The organism is Mesorhizobium sp. WSM4806 (genome assembly GCF_055811635.1).
The window spans coordinates 1-233 of the sequence record NZ_JBVVQZ010000092.1; the positions used below are offsets into that span (position 1 = coordinate 1).

1 protein-coding gene is annotated in these 233 nt (G+C 34.3%); it reads left to right on the forward strand.

Annotated elements, in window-relative coordinates; all coding sequences use genetic code 11:
• The coding region (locus AC0L2M_RS34710) for a hypothetical protein (protein ID WP_473537288.1) at positions 1-212 on the forward strand (212 nt) is incomplete at its 5' end.
• Between the last annotated feature and the right edge of the window lie 21 nt (positions 213-233).

Sequence of the window (233 nt, forward strand, 5' to 3'; positions counted from 1 at the left end):
CAATTGATGGCTCAACCTTAAATGACTGCAAATTATCTATAGATACCAATCATCGCAAATATCCAAAAACTATTATAGAAAGTGGTCGTATCGGTATTCCTAATAAAGGAGAATGGACAAATAAACCACTACGTTTCACTGTTAAAGGCAATCCATATGTCTCTAGAATGCGCAAATCAGATTTTCAAAATCCCGACGATACATGGAAATAAAAAAAGGGAGCAGGATATTAT